17 protein-coding genes and 2 pseudogenes are annotated in these 16609 nt (G+C 49.6%); 13 read left to right on the forward strand and 6 right to left on the reverse strand.

The window, feature by feature from the left end:
* The first annotated feature begins 59 nt into the window (after window positions 1–59).
* A complete protein-coding gene (locus J1781_RS12285) occupies window positions 60–641 on the forward strand; it encodes a TetR/AcrR family transcriptional regulator (RefSeq protein WP_217147232.1) in 582 nt (193 codons plus the stop codon).
* Window positions 642–1121: 480 nt separating this feature from the next.
* Window positions 1122–1706 carry a recombinase family protein gene (locus J1781_RS12290; RefSeq protein ID WP_014333877.1) on the forward strand — a complete coding sequence of 195 codons (585 nt, stop codon included), beginning with the start codon at window positions 1122–1124 and terminating at the stop codon, window positions 1704–1706.
* Between the two features lie 112 nt (window positions 1707–1818).
* Here J1781_RS12290 and J1781_RS12295 read toward each other — a convergent pair whose 3' ends face one another.
* Complete coding sequence (locus tag J1781_RS12295; RefSeq protein ID WP_014333878.1) at window positions 1819–2388, reverse strand: TetR/AcrR family transcriptional regulator; 570 nt, start codon at window positions 2386–2388, stop codon at window positions 1819–1821.
* 105 nt (window positions 2389–2493) lie between these two features.
* A complete protein-coding gene (locus J1781_RS12300; RefSeq protein WP_014333879.1) occupies window positions 2494–3330 on the reverse strand; it encodes an enoyl-CoA hydratase/isomerase family protein in 837 nt (278 codons plus the stop codon).
* A 300-nt stretch (window positions 3331–3630) separates the two neighbouring features.
* Between J1781_RS12300 and J1781_RS12305 the strand changes: the two are divergent.
* A pseudogene (locus tag J1781_RS12305) lies at window positions 3631–3978 on the forward strand (Hcp family type VI secretion system effector); the annotation flags it as partial.
* A 387-nt stretch (window positions 3979–4365) separates the two neighbouring features.
* Here the strand turns inward: J1781_RS12305 and J1781_RS12310 are convergent.
* The gene (locus J1781_RS12310) at window positions 4366–5406 is read right to left on the reverse strand and encodes a tyrosine-type recombinase/integrase (protein ID WP_217219319.1); all 1041 of its coding nucleotides are present in this window, start codon (window positions 5404–5406) and stop codon (window positions 4366–4368) included.
* A gap of 460 nt (window positions 5407–5866) precedes the next feature.
* Window positions 5867–6565, reverse strand: a complete 699-nt coding sequence (locus J1781_RS12315; protein WP_014333875.1) for a glutathione S-transferase family protein — start codon at window positions 6563–6565, stop codon at window positions 5867–5869.
* 165 nt (window positions 6566–6730) lie between these two features.
* On the opposite strand from J1781_RS12315, the gene J1781_RS12320 reads away from it, so the two are divergent.
* The 10 genes and pseudogenes from J1781_RS12320 to J1781_RS12365 all read left to right on the forward strand — a co-directional run bounded on the left by J1781_RS12320 (window position 6731) and on the right by J1781_RS12365 (window position 15546).
* Window positions 6731–7642, forward strand: coding sequence for a LysR family transcriptional regulator (locus J1781_RS12320; protein WP_217233660.1), 912 nt, complete (start codon window positions 6731–6733; stop codon window positions 7640–7642).
* Between the two features lie 150 nt (window positions 7643–7792).
* Window positions 7793–7927: pseudogene (locus tag J1781_RS12325) on the forward strand (IS30 family transposase); the annotation flags it as partial.
* A 99-nt stretch (window positions 7928–8026) separates the two neighbouring features.
* Window positions 8027–8839: a helix-turn-helix transcriptional regulator gene (locus J1781_RS12330; protein WP_217233661.1), complete on the forward strand. Its 813-nt coding sequence runs from the start codon at window positions 8027–8029 to the stop codon at window positions 8837–8839.
* Between the two features lie 99 nt (window positions 8840–8938).
* On the forward strand, window positions 8939–10357 hold the full coding sequence (locus J1781_RS12335) for an NAD-dependent succinate-semialdehyde dehydrogenase (RefSeq protein WP_217233662.1): 1419 nt from the start codon (window positions 8939–8941) through the stop codon (window positions 10355–10357).
* A gap of 330 nt (window positions 10358–10687) precedes the next feature.
* On the forward strand, window positions 10688–11368 hold the full coding sequence (locus J1781_RS12340) for a type 1 glutamine amidotransferase domain-containing protein (protein ID WP_217233663.1): 681 nt from the start codon (window positions 10688–10690) through the stop codon (window positions 11366–11368).
* A gap of 156 nt (window positions 11369–11524) precedes the next feature.
* Window positions 11525–12280, forward strand: a complete 756-nt coding sequence (locus J1781_RS12345) for an alpha/beta fold hydrolase (protein WP_217233664.1) — start codon at window positions 11525–11527, stop codon at window positions 12278–12280.
* A 135-nt stretch (window positions 12281–12415) separates the two neighbouring features.
* Window positions 12416–13237, forward strand: a complete 822-nt coding sequence (locus J1781_RS12350) for an alpha/beta fold hydrolase (protein ID WP_047611448.1) — start codon at window positions 12416–12418, stop codon at window positions 13235–13237.
* Between the two features lie 132 nt (window positions 13238–13369).
* Complete coding sequence (bhsA, locus tag J1781_RS12355) at window positions 13370–13630, forward strand: multiple stress resistance protein BhsA (protein ID WP_217219324.1); 261 nt, start codon at window positions 13370–13372, stop codon at window positions 13628–13630.
* Window positions 13631–13699: 69 nt separating this feature from the next.
* Window positions 13700–14305 carry a TetR/AcrR family transcriptional regulator gene (locus J1781_RS12360; protein ID WP_014333868.1) on the forward strand — a complete coding sequence of 202 codons (606 nt, stop codon included), beginning with the start codon at window positions 13700–13702 and terminating at the stop codon, window positions 14303–14305.
* Window positions 14306–14415: 110 nt separating this feature from the next.
* Window positions 14416–15546, forward strand: coding sequence for an alkene reductase (locus J1781_RS12365; RefSeq protein ID WP_217233665.1), 1131 nt, complete (start codon window positions 14416–14418; stop codon window positions 15544–15546).
* A 116-nt stretch (window positions 15547–15662) separates the two neighbouring features.
* On the opposite strand, the gene J1781_RS12370 is transcribed toward J1781_RS12365, so the two are convergent.
* Together J1781_RS12370 and J1781_RS12375 are read right to left on the reverse strand one after the other, a co-directional pair.
* On the reverse strand, window positions 15663–16064 hold the full coding sequence (locus tag J1781_RS12370; protein WP_408004158.1) for a methyl-accepting chemotaxis protein: 402 nt from the start codon (window positions 16062–16064) through the stop codon (window positions 15663–15665).
* A gap of 19 nt (window positions 16065–16083) precedes the next feature.
* A complete protein-coding gene (locus tag J1781_RS12375; RefSeq protein ID WP_217219326.1) occupies window positions 16084–16455 on the reverse strand; it encodes a hypothetical protein in 372 nt (123 codons plus the stop codon).
* Window positions 16456–16609: the final 154 nt, after the last annotated feature.

Genomic DNA, 16609 nt, shown 5'->3' on the forward strand with positions numbered 1-16609 from the left:
TTAGCATTTGATGCTAATGCTTTTTAGCGATTACTATATAAACTGATTTTGGAGGCAAGATGAAACAAGCAAACAGACTGCGGCGACCTGCCTTTGATCGCGAAGCAGGAGTAGCAATTGCACAGGCACTCTTTCATGAACATGGCTATGACGCTGTCAGTATTGCTAACCTGACTGAGGCGCTGAATATAAAGCCGCCAAGTTTTTATGCTGCATATGGCAGTAAGGTTGGACTGTATGAACGGAGCCTGGAGCGTTATGCGCGGGAGAGTGCGCTTCCCCTGAACAAATTATTATCAACTAATAAAAATGTTGCGAAAGGCGTGGAAGGTTTGCTGGTAGCAGCAGCCAGACAATATGGCCGTCATAAACATCAGCGAGGATGCCTTGTTACCGAAGGCATGCGGGCAGATGACAAAGATGCCCGTGAAGTGGCATGTAAACTGGCAAGACCGGGAATTACAGCCATAAATGACTGGCTTAAGGCTGTGTACCCGGAGTCAGCAGACTGTCTTACAGACTTTATTGTGGTAACACTGAAAGGGTTATCTGCTGCTGCTTATCAGGGCATGCCACAGCGCAGACTGGTCGAAACGGCAAAATTAGCTGCTCATGTTGTAGCCACGCATATCAATACATGACCAGTATTTTCAGAACCTGGAAAAAAAGGATACGCCATACACCTCTGTTCAGGTATCCGAATTGAGTGTATTGACCCTGGCCCATAATCCTGCGCCATTCAGAAACAGAATTCCGGCACGGTAAACACTCGCCATACCGGATTTGCTGATGAGCTTTTTCACACCCGCGAAAACAACGTAAGAGTTGGTGATTTGCCCGTCAACTGAATCGACAGGGGGTCAACATACATTCAGAACCACAAAGAAGGCCCTGCTCAATAGCAGCCACGTAAAATTTCCGCTCTTCGCTCAAAGCTGCCTGTCAAAGTGGTCAAGCTTTACCATAGCTCAGAGGTACAAAAAATAACCTTAACGTACAATAATTTTCGATATCCAAACTGCCCCCTCGTACATCAATTCTTATATATGTCCGAAAGTAAGAGAAATTCATTTCGTACAGGCGTTATAATTCGGACACCCTTTACGTACGGAAAGTTTCTAATGTCACGAGTTTTTGCCTACTGCCGGGTCTCCACTCTGGAGCAGACCACAGAAAACCAGCGCCGGGAAATTGAAGCTGCGGGTTTTATTGTCAGGCCCCAGCGACTGATTGAGGAAAAAATCAGCGGCTCGGTGGCGGCCAGTGAACGGCCGGGCTTTGCCCGGCTGCTTGACCGTATGGAAAACGGCGATGTTCTGATAGTCACCAAGCTTGACCGCCTGGGCCGAAATGCGATGGATATCAGAAAAACAGTAGAACAACTGGCAGATTCAGATATTCGTGTTCACTGCTTAGCTTTGGGCGGAGTAGACCTCACCAGTCCCGCGGGGAAAATGACCATGCAGGTTATTTCTGCTGTCGCTGAGTTCGAACGAGACTTACTTCTTGAGCGCACCCATGTAGGTATTGCTCGAGCTAAAGCTTCAGGTAAACGTTTTGGTCGCCCACCAGTCCTGAGCGAGGAACAAAAAAGAGTAGTGACAGAACGTCTTAATACCGGGATAAGTACCAGCGCCATTGCGCGAGAATTTAATACAACCCGGCAAACCATACTCAGAGTAAAAGTAGGGAAGCGGCAATCCTGAATATAGAAACTGCCTCAGACACTACCGGTTTTGATCGGCCGCTTTGTGCTGTGGCTTCCAGAGGTCAATGCAAGTGCTTTACTCACCGCATAAGTACACGCTATGCGGGCTGCTAAAATTCTTTCAGTGCCGTTGCGGTCTCGAAGAGAATTTCATCGGACAGGCTACCTTCGCCGATTGCTCGTGCCATGACAAGGGCGCCAACCAGTGCGCTGAGTACCAGGCAAGAGCGACGTCGATCATCAGCGGCGTCCGTACTCGGCGTCAACTCAGCCAGAAGCTCGAGGTATTGCTTGACCTGACGTCGATAGGCAGAGCGGGTTCGGTCGTCCGCGCGCGAAACATCCTCGGCCAACCCGGCCACTGCGCATCCGGCCTCAGGGTGGGAGCGGTGGGCTGGGCTGAGGTAGTCGTCGATGATCGCTTCGAGCGCTCGTCTGCCACCCTGGCCGGACGTCGCCACAGTCCGCGCACTTCCCTGAGCCAACGCGCGTTCTACTGCAGCACCGACCAGCTCATCTCGGGATGCGAAATGACGGTAGAACCCGCCGTGTGTCAGTCCGGCTTCCCGCATCAGCTCCGCGACTCCAACACCGTTTATGCCACTGCTGCGCATTCGAGCCGCAGCGATTTCCACGATTCGATCGTGGCTTGCCGCTTTGTCTGCTTTTGAACTACCCATGAATAAACCTATGGCCGCGATGCGACATCTGACAAATTTGATAACGATCCACTTAAGGTAAACGGACGTCAGGGCGTCGGCCCCTTCAGGGGGCCGACGTTGGTATCATTGGGTATCGGTGCTGAGATTGCCGAGGTGATAACCCATGCGTGCCTCGAAGTCTGACCCCACTTCGTCGCGCTTTTGCGCTATCCGAGCTCCCCGCTCAGAGACCGTCGGCCAAGAGAACGCGTTAAGGAATGCGCCCTGTGTCTCCATCAAGTCATCAGCAGACGGCAGGGTTCTACGGTTGATTAGCCGCTTAGCCTCGGCAAGCGCAGGCTTGTCGAACGACGCGATGCGCCGAGCGAGGTTGTCGACATGAGCGTCGAGCTGGTCATCCGGAAGTGCGCGGTTCACCCACCCGTAATTCGCTGCCGTTGCAGCGTCGAAATCGTCACTTCCGAGAACGATTTCGAGTGCCCTGGCCCGTCCGACGAGTAGTGGCAGGCGCTCAGTTCCGCCGCCCCCCGGGAAGACGCCTGCCCCGACTTCGATCTGAGCGAAGATCGCTCGCTCCAGGCTGGCAAAGCGCATGTCACATGCAAGAGCAATCTCAGAACCGCCGCCCCGGGTTCGCCCCCGAATCAACGCGATAGTCACTACCGGGGAGTCGGTCAATCGTGTGGTGGTATCGATGAACGTCGGCAGCCCAGTCGGCCCCGGCGTCAGGGGAAAATCGGAGAACCGGGAAACGTCGTAGTGGTTGACGAAGAAGTCCGGGTCAGCACTATCGAACACGACTACCCGCAACGTGTCATCGGACTCGATGAGACCGACGATCTGCTGCAGCTCGATAAGGGTTTCTGGATCGCAAAAGTTCAGCGGCGGATTGTTGAAGGTTATACGCCAGTATCCAGGCACCGCCTCGGTAATAGTAAACTGGGTCAGTGGAGCACTCATATGAAAGATTCCTTCGTTCGAGGACAGTTGACACCAGAAGTATCGGGTGCGCAGACCATCTGGTTGAAAATATTTTGGATGACAGTCATCATCCAAAATGAGGATGATGTATGTCATCCTCATTGTCAACAATATAATCTAATTGAGGCTACCGGATAATTAGCTGCCGTAAGGAGGCATCTAAACAGATGCTCTTTCCAGCCTTGTAAGACAGTAATGTCTACTTCACAGCTCAAAGCAGCCCCTGATAAAAGAACAGGCTTAACGTAGGATATTTTCCGTTTTCCAAGCGGACCCCATCCACAATGGGGAAAACTCACAGGAACGCGCGTTCATCGGCCTATCTCGATAGTGAAAGAATTCGATCAGACTACACCACTCCTGTATCGCGCTGTGTGTGAAGGTCGAACAATGAAAAAGGCAACAATCAAGATGTACCGCATCCTGGAATCTGGCATCGAGGCTGAGTATTTCAATATCATCTTGGATAACGTCAAGCTCACGACGATTGCGCCGTACCTAGCTCCAAATGGTATGAGCAGTACGCATCTGGAAACGCTCGAGTTACGTTATGAAGCGATTACTTGGAAGTACACTGACGGGAATATTATCTACCGCGATTCATGGAATGATCGCTGTTGCGCATGACCCCATTTAGTAACAGTTTTTTTGCCGGATTTTTTTCAGGCAAAAAATGCCTAATCAGTCTGGTTAGCCTTCAAACCAAAAGCAGCATCCAGATAAAAAAGAAAATGAACGCTGAATGATTTCCTGAATGGCATTAACTGATTAGGTCTTTAACTCGACCGGATGACATATTGGCCCAATTTAATTGATTCTTGGCGTGCTACCCACTCATTGACTACACATCACTCTCCCTATTATGGCAACGTCAGCAGGCCATTGACCCATCTTTCTCATGAAAAATCGCCCTGTTTAAACCTGACCACCATCCTGGCCCAGCACGTTTCTGAGTGAAGTAACAGATAGATTAAAATCATAATTCATACTTATTTTTTATGAATTCATATTTAATTAATTTTGTCCTGATGGTTTTTTTTCCATCAGATCAATCATAACCCCTTCATGCGCCTGAAGGTTACGGATATAACGCATTAAAGTTTCAGGTTTTTTCCAGGTTCCTTCCTGCATAATCTGAGCGACCGCATAACCACGGCCTGCCATATCCTGGGCAGCGCCTACGCGCGCACTGTGACCGGTCCACTGTTTATAGCGCCCCTTATTTGGGCTGAGGGTTTCTGCTGCACCCACCGTACGCCAGGCATTTGCAAAAATGGATTCCATCGCCGGCGTGCTCAGCGGACGGGTGATTGAAAAAGTTGCGCTACCCGAACGGTGCACCGGACAAAAAAGAAAGGCATCAGGTTCAGTGCTAATACCAGACAACGATAACCATTCTGACAACCGGTGCGAGGATTGCGAACTGAGAGATTTGATCAGCCCGCCAGTCTGAACAATCGTTTTGGTATAGCTCACGTTAAGGATGATCCTGCCATCTGTTGCCCTGGAGATATCGCGAACGCGGAGACGGGATATTTCACTGACACGCAGCAAAGTACTGTAAGCGACATGCAGAAAAGCCAGATCACGTTTTTGGCGAAGTGATGCAGGACCAGACCATAATGCATCAAGCTCAAGAAGATCCTCAAGACGAAAGGGCACGGCCTGGCCAGTACGTTCGCCAGTAACGACAGCAACACGATTTATCTTCTTCACCGCCCGGAAAACCAGAGGGGAAGCGTTTGGCGGTGTAAGACCGGCGTTACGGTGTAACATCGAAATCAAAGATCCATGTGTCGCAATCGTTGAAGAAGCTCGGCCGTTTTCTTGCAGCCAGTTCAGGTAATCGCGAAGGTCGGCCGGAAGCATAGGCAAAAATGGGCGGCGATTATCTATCGACCATCTGTGGCAGATCCGCATTACGCTCATCAGTTGCCGCCAGGTATTGGGTGAAAAGGCTTCCCGATCCTGGACAAACTCCTTAAGCCTGTCCAGAACATCTTCTTCGGCCTGGATAACAGGCAGCATCTGGTTCGTTGGTGTTAATTTACCCATAGATAGCTTAAAAAGCGAACTCCCGGTCACTGACAACGCTACGTGGATTCTGAGAAAGATGCAGGGGATTTACCTTGCAGATTTCACGTAGCGGTATCTGTACGCGATCCACGGTGAAGAATCATTTGCATCTGTAACTACTGGATAGAATACCAGCCATCCCAGTAGATGGCTAACTTTATATAAGTCCCATTATATAAAGTTAGTAAAAAAGAATCATCTACAGTGAAGTGAGGAATTTTTGGGAGAGAGTGGGTTCTTTTAACATAATTATGATTATGCGTACTTTAATTGTTACTCCATGCACTGCGCGCATTTGCAACACTAAAAACCGTTACCAACATAGCGTTTTCGTTCGCAGGGAAGCGCTGCAAATTCCTGAATACTCATACCGCCCCAAAGTAGGCCTCTTCGATCGCGTTAAATCCAACCGTGGATTTAGCGCGACTTTAAAGTTAGATCACGCCTTGTTTTCGAGCTCAGGGATACCGCTGCTACGGTCTGCATATGCAGCCTGGAAACTTGGACGCTGCTGCCAGCGCTGCCAGTATGCGTCCAGGAACTCGAAACGTTCGTCCAGCGGCGTAGCATTCACCGGGAACTTCGAGAACGCGATCGCGGTTGCCAGCGTGATGTCGGCGAAAGTAGGCTCGTCGCCCCCCAGCAGCCATTGGCGTCCGTCTGAAAGATGTTTGTTGACCAGTGCAGCATGGGCCAACGCTTCTTTACGGCAGTGTTCGCCCCAAGCTTCGTTCTTCGTCAATTCGAGTTTGAAGCCGAGACCGGTATGCAGAACGTGGAAAGCCGTGACGATTCGATACAGGATGTGAACCCAGATGCGGTTATCCCACATGTTGTCCAAGCCCTGTTCCAGCGGCGTATCCCCCATGATCTTGCGGCCGGGGTAGGACTGGTCCAGGTAACGGACGACAGCTGCAGTTTCGGAGATATAGCTACCGTCAGCGAGCTCGAGGGTCGGCGTCTCACCCCAAGCATTCATTTTCAAGTGACGCCATCCACGCTGTTCGCCAACCGGCGTCATGTCGTAAATAGTCTCCTGGAACTGATCAGCGATTCCCTTTTCATGCATGAACAGGCGCAGGCGCTGTGGGTTAGGGAAAGCCGAAGGCGAAGTGAAAACGTTCAGTTTGCTCGTCATTGTGTCGTTCCTAAAAGTAAATTGAGGTGTAGGTCAAAACCGTGCACTGCTTGAGTAGCGCGGCCTTGTCACGGTGTTGCTGAAGTTGTAGACGTACTTTAATGCGTTGTTCCTGGTTGATAAACCATGTAATAATCAATTCATTTATTACAAATGGTAATCAATATGGCAGCAGGTAACCCACTTCAGCTTGGCAGTATTGAACAGTTCTGCAGAGCAGCGGAGACCGGCAGCTTCACCAGTGCGGCTGAGACTCTCGGTCTGACGCCGGCCGCAGTCAGTCGGTCGATCAGTCGGCTCGAGCAGCGCCTCGGAGTACGTCTTTTTTTGCGGACCACCCGCGCCGTCAAGCTTACAACTGAGGGCGAGCTCTATTGGAAAGAATGTCATCTAGCGCTTGAGCAAATCGCCGAGGCTGAGCGAGCGATCACGGGTTCACAAACCGTCCCTAGCGGACCGCTACGCATTAGTGTCAGTGCTGCTTACGGAACGTTTCGCCTTTTACCCTTGATGCCCAAGTTCACTGATCTTTATCCGCAGATCGATATCGAGATTAGTATCTCGGACAAAATAATCGACTTTGTTGAAGAAGGCTTCGACCTAGCAATCAGGCTAGGCGTTCCGCAAGATTCGCGTCTTGTCGCCTTCAAGCTTGAGGACGCCTCGCTTGGGGTATTTGGAACTCCGACATATCTTGCAAAAAAAGGTGAACCATACCGTATTGATGAGCTCAATCAACACGATTGCATCCAGTACATATCACCGAATACAGGGCGCCCGCTGCAGTGGCTGTTCACCGATGAATTAGGTACTTCAATCGAGAAACAGATAACGAGCCGGATGCGCGTACATAATGATGCGTTAGGGGCTGTCGCTTGGGTTAACGCGGGCGGAGGCCTTTATCAAACCTATCGCTTTGCAGTGGGAGACGCTTTAAGGCGTGGAGACCTTGTAGAGGTCCTTCAAAAATACAGCGGCTGCTCTCGCCCTTTTTCGATTCTCTACCCCCAGAATCGTCATCTATCGGCGCGAGTACGCGCATTTGTTGAGTTCTTGCGCTCAGCAGTGAAATCCTAACTTATAGGATGCGCTCGATATCGAAGTCGCAGCTTTTTTAGCACGATCAGACGTTCTCTCAGCGTTTGCCAGCGGCCCAGGCTGTGTAAAAATGCGAAAGCATAATGTTTTCAGGGGTCGCTTTACCATTCCCTACCTCGCATTCGGTAGTGGCAACGTGGCTCAAATGAAAATACGAACAGGCTGCTCAGACAATATTTTCCAAAAGGAACTGACTTATCGGTTCACAGCCAGCAAAGACTTAACAGTGTTACCAGACAGCTAAATGAAAGATTTTGTGTATAAATCATACCGTTGAGCATAGGGTTCAGATGAAGAAAGAAGAGATTCATCAGCATCTTGATGAAGCGTTGGCACAACAGGCACATTTATAGGCAGACTATTATGGTTAAAAAAACCACTTCAGAGCAGCGTCGTGAACTCGGTGCTTTCCTTGTAAGCCGGCGCGCACGCCTTAATCCTCAGGACTTCGGCATGCAACAGGGTACTCGCCGTACACCCGGTTTACGTCGTGAGGAAGTCGCCGTCCTGGCTGGAGTCAGTGTGAGTTGGTATACCTGGCTTGAGCAGGGGAGAGAGATTAAACCTTCGGCAGATGCACTCCAGCGTATAGCCAAAGTTCTTAAACTTAACAGAATTGAATCATCCCATCTTTTTGCCCTTTCACCGCGCGAAGAGCCGGTACCCCATCCCCTCGCGGATGGTGTGAGTGATGGCCTGAAAAGTTTAGTGCGCGCTATCGATCCCATTCCGGCATATGTGAGAAATGCCCGACTTGATATTCTCGCCTGGAATGATGCTATTGCTGATTTGTTTATTGATTATGGATCGCTGGAACCTCATGAACGTAATACGTTGCGCCTGCTGTTTCTATATCGTCCGTATCGCACGCAGATCCTGGATTGGGAGCAGATGGCACGAGGGATGATCTCCGTTTTCCGCGCGTCACGTGCCCATGCTCAGGACAAAAAGCCTTTTGACCATCTCATTGAAGAACTCTCTGAAAAAAGCCCGGAATTCAAGGAGTGGTGGCTGGATACGGAAGTGAAAGGCATGGGAGAGGGGAGCAAGCGGCTTTTGCATCCCACTTCCGGACATATTGAATTTACCTACGTTGCACTCACGCCAGAGGGGAGACCCGACCTCTCTCTGGTGACCTATATTCCCCGGCACGTTGCCTGTGACTCCCAGTCATAGGATAACAAGACGCCTTCCAGGGATGATTCGACCTGCCTAAACTGGATTTTATCGAAGCACACAACGTGCTTCTCTTAAACCGTTTATGAGGCAAAAACTATGTCATCCCAACATGTCACACAGAATACGCTTTCTACTATTGATGTCGCGACTTCACGTAATCCTGCGACGGACGAGTTGATCGCGACTTATGCATTCCAAACTGCAGACGAAGTAGAAGGCATGCTGGCAGGTAATAACACGGCTTTTCGCCTGTGGCGTGCTACTCCCATGTCTAAACGCGTAGAAGCTTATCGTCGTTTATCCGCGATTCTGCGCGAGCGCTCAGAAAATTTGGCAGGGATCATCACCGCTGAAATGGGAAAAACCCTCGCGGCTGCCCGCGCAGAAGTCGAGAAGTGTGCAGCGACTATTGATTGGATTGCCACCAATGGCCCGGCAATCCTCGCAGATGAGCCTGTTTCTGTCGAAAATGACGATCAGGTACATGTCTCCTATCTGCCGATTGGATCTATTTTGGCCGTCATGCCCTGGAACTTCCCTTTATGGCAGGTCATTCGCGCTTCGGGCCCGATTATGCTGTCGGGTAACGGTTTTATCCTCAAGCACGCACCCAATGTGATGGGCTCTGCCTATGCTTTGCAGGATGCTTATGAGAGTGCAGGCTTCCCTAAAGGTTTATTCGCCAATCTTATTGCTGATAACGAAACGGTTGCAGAAGTGATTGAGGATGATCGCATTGCAGCAGTGACATTGACGGGGAGTATGCGGGCGGGTTCTGCCGTATCGGCGATTGCAGGCAAAGCATTGAAAAAAAGCTTGCTTGAGCTAGGTGGATCAGACGCATTTATTGTGCTCGCTGACGCCAATATTGATTTGGCTGTTAAAGCGGGTGTTGAAGCGCGATTCCAAAATGCGGGCCAGGTGTGCTTAGCCGCGAAACGGTTTATTTTGGAAAAACCCATCGCGGAGGAATTCACACAAAAATTCATCGCGGCCGTCAGACTGTTGAACGTTGGCGATCCGCTGGACCCGCAAAATAGAATCGGGCCAATGGCGCGAAAAGATTTGCGTGATGAATTACATCATCAAGTAGAACGAACTCTCGCAGCCGGCGCGACACTTCTTCTTGGGGGGAATAAAATCGCGGGCCCCGGCAACTTCTATGAGCCTACCGTATTGGGCGAAGTAGGCCCGGGAATGGCTGCATTTGATGAGGAAACCTTCGGCCCTGTTGCAGCCATTACTATCGCAGATAACGTCGAGCATGCCATTGAACTGGCAAATACCAGCGATTACGGCTTAGGGGGCAACCTTTGGACCAGCGATGTTTCCCGTGCCCAGCGAATCGCGCGGCGCTTAGAAACCGGAGGCGTATTCATCAACGGATTTTCTGCCACTAATGCCAGCATCCCGGTTGGCGGCGTGAAAAAGAGTGGGTATGGTCGCGAACTCTCGCACTTTGGCCTGCGTGAATTCACAAATGCTCAGGCAGTTTGGGCAAAGAAAGTTGACTAAGTGCATTATCGATACGTGAAAAAACGCAGTTGAATAAGCAGTAAAAAGAGTGGTTTATCTCATCGTGACAGGCATCTGCTATGAGAAGGTGCCTGGCACATAAAAGACCAAAAAGTTTTATTAACTATCTGTAGACGACCGGTCTATTCAGTGTTAGCTTACTCACATGGCAACGGCGACTAAGCGACATAGCACGACAGCCGTTCCGGAAAAATCAAACAGCACGCAGAGTTGGCCGGAATAACAGGCACAGGTGAAACATTTTTATTTAAGAACATATTAGACGACTGGTCTAATTCAACTATCATTTTGAAATGCAGGAGAGTAGTGATGAAAATTCTGATGGTCTTAACCTCACACGACAAACTGGGTGACACCGGCCGCAAAACCGGCTTCTGGCTGGAAGAGCTGGCTGCACCTTACTACGCCTTTAAAGACGCAGGCGCGGAAATTACGCTGGCTTCACCGAAAGGCGGTAACCCGCCGTTAGACCCAAAAAGTAATGAGCCTGACTTCCAGACCGAGCAGACCCACCGCTTTGAGGCAGACCCCGAAGCAACCGCACACCTGGCGTCAACGGTTCGCCTCGACAGCGTTTCACAAGCTGATTACGACGCCGTTTTTTATCCGGGTGGTCACGGCCCTCTGTGGGACCTGGCCGAAGATAAACACTCCATCGCCCTTATCGAAGCCTTCCTGGCGGCAAACAAACACGTCGCTCTGGTCTGCCATGCGCCTGGCGTGCTGCGCCACGTTAAAACCCCGGAGGGAAAACCGCTGGTAGCAGGCCGTAAGGTCACCGGTTTTACCAACAGCGAAGAGGAAGCCGTAGGCCTGACGCAGATTGTGCCTTTCCTGGTAGAAGACGAGCTGATTGCCAAAGGCGGGATTTACTCGAAAGGGGCGGACTGGAGTTCTTATGTTGTTACTGACGGCCTGCTGATCACCGGGCAAAACCCAACCTCCTCTACCGAGGCGGCAGAAGAACTGATTAAACAGCTGGGTGCATAACGGTTAATCACGTGGGGAGGGAGTTCTTTAAGCCCTCCCCCACTGAGCAAATCTGGACAACATTACACACCTGAATGTCCGTCCGCTGGCCTGTAAGGCAGGGTGCCATGATGTCAGGGTATTAACTTAAAAAATGACAATTGAAGGAAATACATCATGTTTAAAAAATCATTGACCACGCTGGCTTTAAGCCTGGTTCTGTCTGTTTATGCTCAGTCTTCAATGGCTGCGCCGGTAAAAAACATCGTTCTGGTACATGGCGCTTTTGTTGATGGTTCAGGTTGGGATCCGGTGGCTCGCATTCTGAATAAAGCGGGCTACAAAGTGTCGATTGTTCAGGAGCCGCAAACCTCGCTGGCTGATGATGTCGCGGCGACCCGACGCGTTCTGGCATTACAAAGTGGTAAATCACTGCTGGTTGGCCATAGCTACGCCGGGATGATCATCAGTGACGCGGGAAATGACCCCTCTGTTGCGGGGCTGGTTTACATCGCAGCGTTCCAGCCGGAGCAAGGTGAATCATTGCTGAGTCTGGCCAAAAAATATCCGCCAGCCGCTCAGTCAATTACTGAAACGCCAGATCACTTCCTTTATATCAAACCGGAAAATTTGCACGCTGACTTTGCCGCTGACTTGCCGGTCAAAGAGACAAATCTGTTGGCGCAATCTCAAGTCATGACCGCAGTAGCAGCATTCGCTGCCCCGGCAGGCGTTCCTGCATGGAAAACGAAGCCAAGCTGGGCAGTCGTGGCGACGCAGGATCGTGCTATTAATCCAGAACTGGAGCGCTTCATGGCTAAACGCGCGCACAGCACCGTCACTGAATTGAAAGGCAACCATGCCATTTACGCATCGCAGCCGGAAAAAATTGCGGTCCTGATCGAAAAAGCGGCACAAAGCTTATCTCAGTAAACATCAGTTAAATGCTTTCTAGGCCAGTCATTCTGTCAATGACCGCCCAGTGTAAAAGTAAATATACGAAGAAAAATACTTTTAAATCAAATGCTCCGCCCATGAGGCGTCGCCAACAGAAAAGAGAATAAAGAGATGAAAACTATTCAGGTGAAAGACGGTTCTAAGATTGCATACAAAGATTTTGGCAAGGGACAAACCATTATTTTCTCCCACGGCTGGCCATTATCAAGTGATGCATGGGACGCGCAAATGTTGTTCTTCGGTCAGCAGGGGTTCCGTGTCATCGCTCACGATCGCCGCAGCCATGGCAACTCGAGTCAGACGTGGGACGGCAATGATATGGATACCTACGCTGAAGATTTATCATCACTCATCGAACAGTTAGACCTCAACGATGTTGTTCTGGTTGGACACTCGACCGGCGGTGGTGAAGTCGCACGCTATATCGGAACGTATGGCTCGGCACGCGTCAGCAAAGCCGTTCTTATCGGCGCAGTACCTCCGGTTATGCTGCAAAGTGAGAAAAATCCTGGCGGTCTGCCTATGGAAGTGTTTGATGGCATCCGTGCTGCGGTCGAAAAAGATCGTTCTCAGTTCTACAAGGATTTAACCACGCCGTTTTTCAACTATAACCGTTCGTCAGAGACGCCTTCTGAGGGTGTGAGAGAAAGCTTCTGGCTTCAGGGGATGCGGGGTGGGATCAAAGGTCAATATGACTGTATCAAACAGTTCTCTGAGGTTGATTTCACTGATGACCTCAAGAAAATCGATGTGCCAACCCTGATCATGCATGGTGATGACGATCAGATCGTTCCGCTGGCTGACTCTGCCATTCTGTCCGCGCAACTTGTCAAAGATGCGCAGCTCAAGGTCTATGCTGGATTTGGCCACGGGATGACAATCACCCAAGCCGGGACGATTAATGAAGACCTGCTGAGATTCATTGAAGAGTAATGCGATAAGGGACATACAGGGTCCCCATTTATACCCGTTTCCCAGGCATTGAACGAATTTTAAAAAGAATTCAGTGCCTACCCTTGCCCACGTTTAACGTGTGCTTAAAAATAATTTAATGAGGATATAATCATGAAAAAATTAAATAAAGCCTTTGCCGTCATCGTACTGACTGCCGCTTCTTTTGCCACTTTTGCCGCGACCGAAGTCAACGCTGTACCTGTGAAGGGACAAAGTATTGGGGTGATCAACGCTTCAGCTGTTGGAAGCAATTTGAGCGACCTGCAGGACAAACTGGCGGCGAAAGCGACTGAACATGGCGCAACGTCTTACCGTATTATTTCAGCCGGTGGCGATAACCATCTGTACGGCACTGCTGAAATCTACAAATAAGCGTTAGCAAAATGGAATAGTTTTATCTTGCCTGTAGACGACTGGTCTAGTTCTTGGTAGATTGAACCTATGAATACTACAACGCAACTACATAACAATGAAATCCGCGAGCATATTCTGGCGACAGGTCAGCGTATTATGGCGGGTAAAGGATTTTCTGCGGTCGGATTGAACGAAATACTTAAAGATGCTGGTGTGCCTAAAGGCTCTTTCTATCATTACTTTAGTTCGAAAGAAGCTTTTGGCGCAGATATGCTGGCACACTATTTTGATGATTATCTCGCCGATATCGACAGGACACTGGGCCAGCCAGGTCTCAATATGGCTCAGCGACTGATGAACTACTGGCAGCAGTGGCGAGAATCTCAGTCGTTCTCTGACTGTCAGGGTAAGTGTCTTGCCGTGAAATTAGGTGCTGAAGTTGCCGATCTTTCGGACACGATGCGCTTAACGCTCGAGGCAGGCACTTCCGGGATAATCTCACGTCTGGCACAAGCGTTAGAAACGGGCGTAGCCGAGGGATCTCTCACTATTGACGATACACCTCGCACTGTGGCAGAAAGCCTCTACCAGCTTTGGGTAGGTGCAAGCGTAATGGTCAAGATTGTTCGAAATACTGGCCCGTTTGATTCAGCGCTGATCACGACAAGAAAAATTATTCATATTACCCCCTAGCAAGGGGGTACTCAGTATAGAGCCGTTTTTTGTACCCGTTTAATATACGACCGGTCTAATACTTACCACTTAATGTCACCTCTTACGATGATCACTCATGGAAAATCCTTATGAATCATAAAGCCTTATTCGAGCCAACTCAGCTTGGCCCTTATACCCTTAAAAATCGCATTGTATTCCCCCCACTGACGCGCCAAAGAAGTGAACAACCCGGTAATGTACCCAGCGACCTCATGGCCGAATATTACCGTCAACGCGCAGGTGCAGGTTTCATGATCACTGAAGGCACTCAGATTGAGCCCCGGGGACAAGGTTATGCATGGACACCGGGAATTTATACTGAGCAACAAATTGAGGGTTGGAAAAAAGTGACCCGCGCTGTCCATGCCGAAGGGGGGATTATTTTTGCACAACTTTGGCATGTGGGACGCGTTTCTCATTCTGCATTGCAACCAGAAGAAAGTGCCCCTGTTGCTCCTTCAGCCATTCAGGCTGAACAAGCAAAGGCTTTTATTGAGACAGGGCCAGGTACGGGCACGTTGGTTACCCCTTCGGTTCCTCGCGAACTGACGCGGTCAGAAATTAAAGACCTCGTGAATTTATATGCCCAGGCGGCGAAAAATGCCATCAGTGCAGGTTTTGACGGGGTCGAGATCCATGCTGCGAATGGTTATTTGGTTAATCAGTTTATTTCAGAGCATGCAAACCAGCGTAAGGATGAATACGGCGGTTCTATTGAAAATCGACTGCGGTTTTTGGATGAAATTGTGCAGGCTATCTCTCATGCAATAGGGCCAGACCGTCTGGGCGTTCGCTTCACGCCTTTATTTTCCAGCACAGATGAAGACCGCGTCTATATCGGCCTGGTTGAAAGTGATACGCATAAAACCTACGTCGAAGCTGTAAAAATCCTGGAAAACGCCGGTGTGGCCTATATGTCTATAGCCGAAGCCGACTGGGAAAATGCTCCCGACTTACCCGAAGCGTTCCGCCGTGCGATCCGCGCGATATTCAGTGGACGCATCATCTATGCCGGTCGATACACAGCAGAACGTGGAGCCCAGATGGTCGAGGAGCAGTTGGCTGATCTCATCGCATTTGGTCGTCCATTTATCGCTAACCCTGATCTCCCTGAACGCATTGCGATGGGTTGGGCATTTAACGATCTTAATGCCGCCACGCTGTATGGCGGGACGGGTGAAGGTTTTACTGATTATCCGGTTTACAACGCGCAGCGTTAACAAATTTAAAGGGCATATCATGAACAATGGAATTGAAAATAAAGTTATTTTTATCACCGGCGGTAATACAGGGATCGGTGCTGAGTTTCTGAATGGAGCAGGATTTTGGGTCAGGATCAAAATGTCGTCCAGTCTTGCTTAGAACTGGTGTTTTTAGGGGGGCGTTCTATGCCGCCGCCAGATGTCACCGGTGTACTTAACCTCAGTTCAGTTGCGTTTTTGCGGGAGCTGACACCTGGAACCCTAAAAACAGAAACCATCTCATCAAGCCGTTTCGCCTGCTCTTCCAGTGAAATAGCTGCAGCGGATGATTCCTGAACCAACGTGGCATTTTGCTGAGTGGTGGAGTCCATTTCAGTGACGGCTTTACCTATCTGCTCTATGCCCTGGCGTTGTTCGTCTGACGACGTTGAAATTTCGTCAATGATCTGACTGACATGCGTTACCGACTGCACGATGTCTTCCATACTAATTCCTACCTTGGTCACCAGCTCTGTGCCGGTACCAATACGGTCCACCGATTCATTAATCAGGGACTCAATCTCCTTGAACGGTTAAATATTGCTGACCATCATTTTGTTTCAACTTAGCGGCAAGCGCATTGCTGCGAATACTTTTTTCATGGAAAATGGCGCGTAATTGACTGTAGTTTTTGATGCTCTCGGAGAGCAAATCGAAGTTGGTTTTTGCGTTGCCGGTCCAGGTAAAATTATCTGCTTCTTTTAATAAGGCCTGCATGGTCTGTATGGCATCACCATTAGCTTCCATCGTCTTTTCATCGCCATTCTGCATATAAACTATCTGGTTCCTCCTTGCCACATCCAGTAAGTCACCCACCTTGTTCGTCATGGAGATTTTATCTGCATTATCCGCAAGAACCTTAAATGAATAAATGTTGTAAACCGACATCGCGGAATAATCCTGGTGTAATATTTATGGAAAGATTGGCTTAAATGAACCAGTGGTAGAGGAAAAGAATTATTATCATAACCCTTAAATATAGGTTACATATCATGTCTGCATAAATTTGTCTCACCAACTCAAACTGATCAATAATTAATCT

The organism is Rahnella perminowiae, assembly GCF_019049695.1.
GTDB lineage: Bacteria > Pseudomonadota > Gammaproteobacteria > Enterobacterales > Enterobacteriaceae > Rahnella > Rahnella perminowiae.